The sequence below is a fragment of the Marinobacter excellens LAMA 842 genome, assembly GCF_001574445.1.
Classification (GTDB): domain Bacteria; phylum Pseudomonadota; class Gammaproteobacteria; order Pseudomonadales; family Oleiphilaceae; genus Marinobacter; species Marinobacter shengliensis.
Genome location: NZ_LOCO01000036.1, coordinates 18,255 through 28,265 on the forward strand (window position 1 = coordinate 18,255; position 10,011 = coordinate 28,265).

The 10,011-nt window shown below is 54.2% G+C and carries 10 protein-coding genes and 1 pseudogene; all 11 read right to left on the reverse strand.

The window, feature by feature from the left end; genetic code table 11:
• Positions 1-1,461 (reverse strand): 2-hydroxymuconic semialdehyde dehydrogenase, encoded by a 1,461-nt coding sequence (locus tag J122_RS19300; protein WP_061333811.1) that lies wholly within the window; start codon positions 1,459-1,461, stop codon positions 1-3.
• 46 nt (positions 1,462-1,507) lie between these two features.
• Positions 1,508-2,431 carry a catechol 2,3-dioxygenase gene (locus J122_RS19305; RefSeq protein WP_061333813.1) on the reverse strand — a complete coding sequence of 308 codons (924 nt, stop codon included), beginning with the start codon at positions 2,429-2,431 and terminating at the stop codon, positions 1,508-1,510.
• A 5-nt stretch (positions 2,432-2,436) separates the two neighbouring features.
• On the reverse strand, positions 2,437-2,766 hold the full coding sequence (locus tag J122_RS19310; RefSeq protein ID WP_061333815.1) for a 2Fe-2S iron-sulfur cluster binding domain-containing protein: 330 nt from the start codon (positions 2,764-2,766) through the stop codon (positions 2,437-2,439).
• A 12-nt stretch (positions 2,767-2,778) separates the two neighbouring features.
• A complete protein-coding gene (locus J122_RS22565) occupies positions 2,779-2,916 on the reverse strand; it encodes a hypothetical protein (protein WP_156471795.1) in 138 nt (45 codons plus the stop codon).
• A gap of 835 nt (positions 2,917-3,751) precedes the next feature.
• Positions 3,752-4,753 (reverse strand): hypothetical protein, encoded by a 1,002-nt coding sequence (locus J122_RS19320; RefSeq protein WP_061333819.1) that lies wholly within the window; start codon positions 4,751-4,753, stop codon positions 3,752-3,754.
• Between the two features lie 97 nt (positions 4,754-4,850).
• A complete protein-coding gene (locus J122_RS19325; RefSeq protein WP_061333821.1) occupies positions 4,851-5,564 on the reverse strand; it encodes an ABC transporter ATP-binding protein in 714 nt (237 codons plus the stop codon).
• Positions 5,561-6,337 (reverse strand): ABC transporter ATP-binding protein, encoded by a 777-nt coding sequence (locus tag J122_RS19330; RefSeq protein WP_061333823.1) that lies wholly within the window; start codon positions 6,335-6,337, stop codon positions 5,561-5,563. The genes J122_RS19325 and J122_RS19330 overlap by 4 nt, the downstream gene beginning before the upstream one ends.
• 1 nt (position 6,338) lies before the next feature.
• Positions 6,339-7,295, reverse strand: coding sequence for a branched-chain amino acid ABC transporter permease (locus J122_RS19335; protein WP_061333825.1), 957 nt, complete (start codon positions 7,293-7,295; stop codon positions 6,339-6,341).
• 13 nt (positions 7,296-7,308) lie between these two features.
• Positions 7,309-8,172, reverse strand: a complete 864-nt coding sequence (locus J122_RS19340; protein WP_061333827.1) for a branched-chain amino acid ABC transporter permease — start codon at positions 8,170-8,172, stop codon at positions 7,309-7,311.
• Positions 8,173-8,279: 107 nt separating this feature from the next.
• Complete coding sequence (locus tag J122_RS19345) at positions 8,280-9,452, reverse strand: ABC transporter substrate-binding protein (RefSeq protein ID WP_061333829.1); 1,173 nt, start codon at positions 9,450-9,452, stop codon at positions 8,280-8,282.
• Between the two features lie 268 nt (positions 9,453-9,720).
• A pseudogene (locus J122_RS19350) lies at positions 9,721-9,891 on the reverse strand (transposase); the annotation flags it as partial.
• Positions 9,892-10,011: the final 120 nt, after the last annotated feature.

A 10,011-nucleotide genomic window follows, 5' to 3' on the forward strand; every position in this document is an offset into this window, starting at 1 on the left:
TCACAATTTGATACAGACGTTCTTCATTTCGGTATAGAACTCCAGGGAGTGCACACCGCCCTCGCGGCCGATACCGGACTGCTTGCTGCCACCAAACGGTGTGCGCAGGTCCCGCAGGAACCAGCTGTTCACCCAGATGATGCCGGCTTCAATCTGTCCTGCTACCCGGTGCGCACGGCTCACGTTCTCGGTCCAGATCGCAGACGCCAGGCCGTAAGGCAGGCTGTTGGCCAGCTCAATCGCTTCTTCTTCGCTTTCGAACGGGCGAATGTGGCAACAGGGGCCGAAGATTTCGTCGGTAATCACCGCCGAATCATCCGGCAGGCCGGTCCAGATGGTAGGCTGCACCCAGGCGCCACCGGCATACTCTTCCGGCATGTCGGGCACACCGCCACCGGTCACCACCGTGGCGCCGTCGTCCACCGCTTTCTGGTAGTAGGACAGCACCTTTTCACGGTGCTTCAGGCTGACCAGCGGGCCGAAATTGGCCTTGTCGTCATCGGGCGGGCCGATACGCAGTTTTTCCGCTTCCGCTTTCAGGCGGGCGACAAACTCGTCAAAGATGGAACGTTCGACATAGACTCGTTCAGTGCCCAGGCACACCTGGCCACAGTTGACGAACGCAGAGCGCATGGTGCCTTCGATGGCCTTGTCCATGTCGCAGTCGGCAAACACCAGGCCGGCGTTCTTGCCACCCAGCTCCAGGGAGATATCCCGGATGCCCTTGGCGGCCGCCTTCATGATCACTTCGCCAGTGCCGGTTTCACCGGTGAAGGTGAAGCCATCCACGTCCGGATGGGCGGTGAGGAAGGCGCCGGCGGAATCGCCGCCGAAGCCGTGCACGACGTTGTACACGCCATCCGGTACGCCGGCTTCCTTCATCACTTCACCCAGCAGAGCGGTGGTGGTTGGGGTTTCTTCGGAAGGCTTAACCACCACGGTATTACCACAGGCCAATGCAGGGCCCACTTTCCAGGTCATCAGCAGCAACGGCAGGTTCCAGGGACTGATCACACCAATCACACCCTTGGGACGGCGCACGGCGTAGTTCAGCGCACCGCTGCCATCAGGTGTGGCCATTTCAAAGGATTCCGCCGGCACGTTCTTGACCATGTCGGCGAAGACTTTGAAGTTGGCCGCACCCCGGGGGATGTCGATGTGGCTGGCCATGGACTTGGGCTTGCCGGTGTCCAGGCACTCCGCCTCCAGAAACTCGTCAAAGCGGTCATTAATGCCGTCGGCCACCTTGTGCAGAATCCGGGTGCGCTCGTCCAGGGTCATCTTGCCCCAAGGGCCTTTCAAAGCGGCTCTGGCCGCTTTGACGGCCGCATCCACTTCATCGCGGCCAGCCTCATGAACCTTGGCAATCACCTTGCCGTTCACCGGGTTGACGTTGTCAAACAGCTTTCCGTTGGCAGAGCCGACGTATTGGCCGTTGATGTAGTGTTTGATCTCTTTCATTACGGCCTAATCCCGTAAAGTTGCATCCTGTTTAGGCGTTCCCAGATCAGGTCAACACCGTCAAGAAACGCTCGTTCAGTACCCGATCGTGGTAGAAAATGGCCTTACCAAGTTGTTCGGCCTGCCAGGTCACGGGTTTGTGGTCCGGGTAGAAGTAATCGCCGCCACAGAACACTTCGTTGCGGTTGCCGGACGGGTCAAAGAAGTAAATGGTCTTGCCGTGGGTCAGACCGTGACGGGTTGGGCCGATATCGATGGAGGTATCGGTCATGGAGATCAGGTCCGCCGCCCGCAGCACGTCTTCCCAGGTTTCCAGGAAGAAAGACGCGTGGTGGAACTTGCCCTTCTCTTCATGGTGAATGAAGGCAATGTCGTGCTCTTTCATGGACACCGTCAGGAACTGGGCGATCCGGGTGCCTTCCGGGTCGAGCACCTGCTCGGCCAGATCGAAGCCCAGAACATTCACGAAGATGTCGTAAACGGCGGCAAGCTCCGGTCCGTAAAACAGGCAATGGTCGAAGCGCACGGCCTTCATCCCTTGCAGGCCGCGAGGCCAGGCTTCAGGGTTGACGCTGGAAACGCCCCACTTGCCGGTATACTTCTTGTCGGCATAGAGCTCAAAGGCATGGCCGGAGGGGACGGTGAAACGCACGCGGCGGCCGCAATCCTTCAATTCTTCCGCCGGCACCTGCTCCACCTCAACACCGTAGGCGACCAGGTCTTTCTCCAGTTTGACCAGGGTGTCTTCATCCAGCACCTTGAAGCCCATGAAGTCGCAGCCGGGCTCGTCTGCCTCACGCAGTACCAGGGAGAACTTGTCTACCTCGGTCCAGGCTTTCAGGTACACCCGCCCCTGGTCGTCACGATCGGTTTCGATCATGCCCAGCAGCTCAGTGTAGTGTTTGACGGCTTCGCCCATATCGAGAACCCGGATCTGTACGTGGCCGGGACGCATTACACCTTTTTTCATGACAATCACCTCAACGGTTTTGTTGTTGTTTGCTTGGCAAGCGCCACCTCCGGCAGAGGCATACACTCGATGGTCAAGTCACTCCGCGGGTAGATCCGGCAAGCCAGGACCTCCCCCTTTTCAACAGCTTCAGGAGGGGCATGCACTTTGCTCATCTTGCCGCACTCGAAATCCCCCTCCCGAACCCGGATCTTGCAAAAGCCGCAGCCACCACCCCGGCAGCCCACGGGCACACACTTCAATCCCCGTTGCTCCATAGCCTTGAGCACACTCTGGCCTTCCTGGCAGGTAAAGTGGTCACCCGTTGAGCGGTTGAACACCTGGAACCCGTCCATATCGCCTCCCGGTCAGATCTTCTTGGACAGGGCTGAACGCTGGGTGTCTTCCGCACCGTCAGCCGCTGTCAGGAATTTCTCCATGAAAATGATCCCTTCTCCGCCATGCAATCGTTTGCCGGAGCGTACAACGTCAGTAATGTTGGCCACGACGACTCCGATGTGAGGGACAAGACTCTGCGTATCGTCGGAATCAATGTGAATATTCATTCCGCAGAGTCTTTCGTTCCCATTAATGGACTGATAGTTTTACTGAATTCCAATAAGTTTGATGTAATAAAAAACCATCTATTTCTCCAATTGCTTCCAGGTACTAGGTCTGCCCAACCGTTGCAAAAGATACCTCGTCGGGTTACGCAGTTAATTGTTCGGCTATTCGGCATCGCAGAAGGTGATATTAGCGTTGGTAGCAACCAACCCTCGTAGAGTCGCCACAGGCTAAACTATCCCCGATTTTGAAACCTATGCAGAGCTTTACCAACCCTTCATAAACCAGTTTATGATTTATTACTAATGAGGAACAAAGTAGCCGAACAATTAAATATTTCAAGGTTGGCGTGTTATAGGAGTACAAAACGCCTAAATAACAATTAGTTATGATCGCCTTGAATTTTTCGAGTATTATATTGAGCTGTGTCCGGATATAAAGTTTCGCATTAGTAATAATAACCACATTTTACCCGAATGAAGCCGCCTCCATCGGAGTAATTTCACGACCAATCATACGTTGTAGCGCCCCACTTACATAAACAACCTTATCGTCAAACCTTTTCACAACTTTACTCGCTAATTTTTGAAATACTTGTCAAAGCCAAGCGTTAAGCCGCCTATCCCTGAAATACTTTCTGGACACCATCGTTCGTAAACGCCAACCTTGAACTGCCGCGATAATCAACCGTATGACGGGTAGTCCGACAGAATGGTGGAGGGAAGAAACTCTCCCTCCTACCGAATGGCACAACGTAGTCAATTCTGAACGATAAAATCAGAACGAGTACTTGGCCATCACCTCGACCTGCTGCCCCTCCGGAATCAACGGGCCGAAAACCAGGCTGTGCTTGCGCCACTCAACCCCAACTTCCAGTTCAGGAATAATGTTGTGGATCAGGTTGACTCGGTGGCCTTCATAATTGCTATCCGCCTGATCGTCCACCTCAACCTTTGTGTAAGCGATATTGGCACGCCACTGGGCGTTGAAGACATAGCGGAAACCGGCATTCAGGCCGGTCTGACTGACCGCGTCACCGTTTTCAACATCGTCGGACATGGAACCGTTCACACCGACACCAGAAAAGGCACCCAAGCCTTCACCATAGTGAGCGTTTAGATTCAGACTATGCCGATCAAACATGAACTGGGCGCCGATAGCGCCGCCAGCGACGAAATCGCCATTGTCCACTTCCCGCCCACTAGCGGTCAGGATAATCTTGTGACCACCGTCCAAGTTGAGATTATAGTTAACGGCAAGATCGGGGATATCAGCGTTATTGTAGATCGGATCCTGAGCAGTCACCCGGAATCCCGCAAATTCATAGCTAGCCAGAGTGGTACGGAAGTTCAGGCCAGCCAGCGTGCCACGCGGACCACCTAAGAAGTCGAGATAGTCGGTATGGGCGACGGCCCAGAACTGCCCCGTCCAGGTCTGCCCCACAGTTACATTATCAATTTTGATAAAAGCATGCCTAAGGCGCCAGTCGTTGTCCTCTCCCGGAAAGTCGCCCCCATAAAAGTCCCCTTCCACGAAGCCTACCACGGTGTGACCCTGCTTCTGGGTGACGGTTTTAAGATTGAAACGGGTTTGGTTGGCCCGGCCAAAGAAACGGCTGTCACCGGTTTCAGGGTCCTCGAAGATGCCTTCGGCCTTCACGAAGCCGCCGATGCTGAAGCTGGTGTCATTGTAGGTTCCGAGATCTACCGCCTGAGCGGCGGGTGCGGCGCTAAGACAAGATGTGATTGCCAGCGCGATAAGAGAGTTACCATAATTCATTGTTTTGTCCTCACGTATTATTGTGTAAGTAAACTATCGGTGATTCAGGAAAGGTTAAATATCCGATTTATGAATATTTCTATCCATTTTTTTCGAGTCACAGACTCAGTGCGGCTTCGACCTTTTCTTGGCTCTTATCAAGTTCCTCTGAGCATCCGTCAAAGTGCACTCTACCCTTGACCAGAACTAAATGCCGGTCACACAGTTTCCTGAGCGCCTTGATATTTTTATCCACTACTATGGTGGAAATGCCGGATTCCCGAATGGTGGCGATAACGCTCCAGATATCCCGGCGGATAAGTGGTGCTAGACCCTCGGTCGCCTCATCCAGAATCATCAGACTCGGATTCGTCACTAGCGCGCGTCCGATTGCAAGCATCTGCTGCTCGCCGCCGGAAAGTTCAGTGCCCAGATTGGACAATCGTTCCTGCAGTCGGGGGAAGGTCTCAAGCACACGATCATAATCCCAGCTTGTCTGGTCATCGCTGTTAGGCCTTGCGGCCATCTGCAGGTGTTCCTTCACGGTCAGGTTATGGAATATACCCCGATTTTCAGGAACATAAGCGATACCCAAACGCATACGCTTCCAAGTGGGGACCTTACTGATGTCCTCGCCGCAAAAATACACGTGACCGCTTCGGGGTGGCACGATGCCGAGAATGGACTTTAGCGTGGTGGTCTTGCCCATGCCGTTGCGACCCATCAGACTCATGGACTCTCCCTTGTCGAGCCGGAACGACAAGTCATGTAGTATATGGCTGCGCCCGTAAAGGGTGTTGATGTTGCTGACTTCTAGCAGTGCCGCGCTCATGCCGCATCCTCCTCTGCATCATCGTCTTCCCCACCCAGATAGGCTTCTTTCACCCTGGAGTCGAACCTTACTTTGTCGACCGTGCCGGTGATCAGATGACGGCCGTTGTCCAGTACCGTGAGCTGGTCGGAGAGCTCGAAAATGGCTTCCATGTCGTGCTCCACCAGCACGATGCAATATTTTTTCTTAAGTTCCTTGAGCAGCTCGATAATGCGCAGTGACTCCTCATGACCCATGCCGGCCATAGGCTCGTCCAGCAACAGAATGCAGGGATCGGTGGCCAGAACCATGGCGATTTCGAGCTGCCGCTGCTCGCCGTAGGAAATCTCGGCGGCAATGGTGTTAGCCCGACCCTCGAGACCCACCTTTGCCAGCGCCTGCTCGGCGGCTTTGCGCACCATCTGATTGCTGTGTCGAGAGGCGAATAGGTTGAAGTTACCGCCAAATTTGCGCTGCGCCGAGATGGCACAGTTCTCGATGCAGGTCACTTCCGGATAGATGTTAGTCTTCTGGAAACTGCGACCGATGCCCCGGCGCACAAATTTCCACGGTTTTAGCGTATCGACACGTTGGCCTTTGTGAAAGATACAGCCGGAGGTTGGTTTGAGCGTGCCGCAGAGAATGTTCAACAGAGTGCTCTTGCCGGCGCCGTTGGGGCCCACCACACCATGCAGTTGCCGGTCCCGGAACTGCAGACTGATGTCGCTGAGGGCCTTGATGCCGCCCCAGTGCTTGCTGAGGGCTTCGGTTTCCAAAACGATGTCGTTATCCATGTTATTTCTCCAGAAGCTTTTCGAGGTAGCCGGCAATGCCTCTGCGCAGCACGATGACCATCAGGATGATGGCGGAGCCCATGAACAGCAGCCAGTCTTCGGTCAGGTGCTCGAAGAAGTACTGCAGGCCTTCATAGGTGAAGGTACCAAGTATGGCGCCGTAGATGGTGCCCAGACCGCCCAGAATGGACATGACTAGCGCCATGCCGGACATCTCCCAAGCCAGAAAGGACGGGTTCACAAAACCGTATTGAAGGGCAAACAGGAAGCCGGCATAGGCGCCGAGAGTGCTCCCGATGACATAGCATGTCAGACGGAACGCGAAAATATTATAGCCTAGAGCCTCGGTGCGATCTGGGTTCTGCTTGGTGGCCTCGACGATTCGGCCGAAGCGCGAGCGCAGCACCACCTTGAAGAACACTAGGGTGTTGAACAGGGAAAACAGCGCCAGGTAGTAGAAATGCTGCGGATCATCCAAGTTCAGGAAGCTGAGGCCGAAGATATTGGTTTCTGGCTTCATGAAGATGAATACGCCATCATCGCCCCCGTAGTGTAGAGAGTCGAAGAAGTAATAGAACGCCATCTGGGAGATGGCCAAGGTGATCATAATGAAGTAGATACCCCTGGTGCGGAGCACCACTGCGCCGATAACTAGGGCGATCAAGGCGGCAATGCAGCAGATGTAGAAAGTGTACACCCAGAAATTCACTGCCTCGTATTCCGGTGAGAGGATGACAAACAGGTAGCCACCCAGACCATAGAACAGCGCGTGACCCAGAGTGATCAGGCCAACCCGACCGACCAGAAAATCCAGGGACATCACAAAGATCGACAGAATGATAATGGTGGTCACCTTGCCCACAAAAAATGAGTTCGACTCTAGGAAAAGTGGCATGAACAGAGCCACCATGAAGAACATCGGCACAATGATGCGCTCAGTGCGTTTCTCGAAAATCATGAAGGGCTCCCACTTACTTGGCGAACAGACCTTGGGGCTTCAACAGAAGCACCAGAATCATAAAGATGTAGATAATCATGTTGGATATGCTCGGCATCAGGACCGCGGCAAAGGTGCTAATCAAGCCCACCAGCAGGGCGCCCACGAAAGCACCCTTGATGGAGCCCATACCCCCGATCACCACCACCACGAAACATGTGATCAGCACACTTTCCCCCATTCCGGGAACGATGGAGCTCATAGGCGCAGCAATGATGCCGGAGACGGCGGCGAGCATGACCCCGATGGCGAAAACAATTGTGTAGAGGCTTTTGATGTTCACACCCAAGGCCTCCACCATCTCGCGGTTGGATTCCCCAGCGCGAATCAGCATGCCCAGGCGGGTACGGGACACCACGTAATACAGTACGCCAGCGATGGCCAGGCAAACCAAGGCCGCGAAAATGCGGTAAATGGGGTAGCTGGTGTTGTCGGTAAATGGAATGCCGCCGCTCAGGGCGACCGGTACAGCCACACCGTAGGGATCGTTGCCGAACAGGATGCTCTGCAACGAGTTGAACACGAAGATAATACCAATGGTCAGCAGCACCTGATCTAAGTGGTTGCGGTTATACAGCTGCCGGATCAGCAGACGTTCGATCAGAATGCCAAGACATAGGGCAATTACGGCTGAAAGCACCGCCGACACGGTGAAACTGTCGGTTACGGTAGTGAAGTACCACACCAAGTAAGCGCCCACCATGTACATGGAGCCATGGGCCAGGTTAAGGATGCCCATAACGCCGAATACCAGCGTCAGTCCGGAGGCAATCAAGAACAGCAACAAGCCGTACTGAAGGCCGTTGATGAGTTGTACGAAGAAGAGTTCGGTTGTCATAAAGGTACCCAAGGATGTTGCAGCGGACCCGGGCCGGGTCCGGAAGGGTGGTATGCATGGGTGACCCCGGACGGTGCCAGCCGGCCGGGGTAGGGTTTAACGGCGTATCAGAGATTGCAGCCGCGGGCAGGATCTTCCAGCGCTTCTGCCGCGATGCCCGTCACCACGTTCACGCCATCCATCACTTCCCGCAGGTAGATGTTCTGCACCGGGTTGTGGGCCCGGGAGAAGGTGAAGTCGCCACGGGGGCTGTTGATGGTCAGCTTCGCCATAGTGTCGATTACCGCCTGCTTGTCGCTGACATCACCGTTGAGCTGGTTGATGGTATTGACGATAGCCAGGCCGGCGTCATAGCCCTGAACCGCGTATATGTCAGGGTAGTGGCCGTACTCGGTTTTGAAAGCCTCTCGGAATTCCTTGTTCTTGGGCACGTCCAACTGCTCCGCATAGTGCAGTGTCGTGATTATACCCTCAGCAGCTTCACCCTGGGCTTCCAGCGTACCTTCGGTGAGGAAACCAGAACCCAGCAGTGGGATCTTGCCTCGCAAACCCATCGCGTCGTAGTCCATTACGAACTTAGTGGCCCCACCCCCAGCAAAGAACACGAACACGGCATCCGGTTCCTGGGCGGCGATGTCACTGATATGCGGTTGAAAGTTAGTCGACGGGAAAGGCAACAACACTTTTTTGACCACGTTGCCCCCGCCAGCCCTAAAGGATTCTTCGAAGGCTTCAAGGCTTTCCCTGCCCATGCCGTAGTTCCAGCTAATCAGGTAGACATCTTTATAACCTTTTTCAAGCGCCACATTGCCCATAGGGTATGACGGTTGCCAAGAGGAGAAGGACGTACGGAAAATATTTGGTGAACACAATGAGCCGGTTGCAGCAGAAACACCAGCGTTTGGAATAATCATCACGGTGTCCTTGCCCCGCAAAACATTTATCATCCCCATGGCTACGCCAGAATGAGATGGCCCAACAATAAAATCCGATTTGTGTTGAGATAAAAGGGATGTTGCTAATTCAGACGCTCTCGACGGCTTGGCTTCCGTATCAAGCGTAACGACGCTGATCGACACACCCAGAGGGTTATCGCCATACTCCTTTACTGCAAAGGACAACCCATCGAGTGCAGACCGCCCTGGCCCTGCATATATTCCGCTCAATGGCAGCATTACTCCAACTTTTACTTCGCTCGATGCGAATGCAGTATTAGCCACTATCATGCTCAGAAAATATCCCAATACAAGTGTTATTAAAGATATCTTAGGCTTGTTCATATTTTTAACTCCAATTCTTGTTTTATTGAGATTCTATTAGAAAACGTTACAGCCTTGAGTTGATATCCGTTTTGTGCAGAGGGTATCCTTACAATGCAGTTGCTTAGCCCGGATTTCTCATAGCCACCCAGCAATCTTCACAGATCGATTCCTTTAGCACCAGAGCCCAGCAATCAGGCTTGATCTGGTGATTATTTGATCACTCCCCAGCGTTCAGACGCACCACCCCCTTACCCCCATTGAGCCGGGCCGGGGGAGCCCGCAGCTTCTATCCGGGAACCAGCCGACGAACCAGATCCGTGAGTTCGTCTTTGTAAGGATAGCTGTCGCTCATGAGCACGCGGATTCGCCGGGTGTTGCGAATGATCACGGCACCGACCTTGATCAGTTTGAGCCTCAGATTGCTGGCGCTCATTCTCTCGAAGGGCGTCTTCTTCAAGTAGTGCGTAAACCGCTGAAGGTTGCCACCCATTCCACGTGAAGCCTGCCACCCGGACCGGAGCAAGGCTGCCACCCATCGGAGCGTAGCGACGCGGGGTTTCTCTTCTTACTCCGAAGT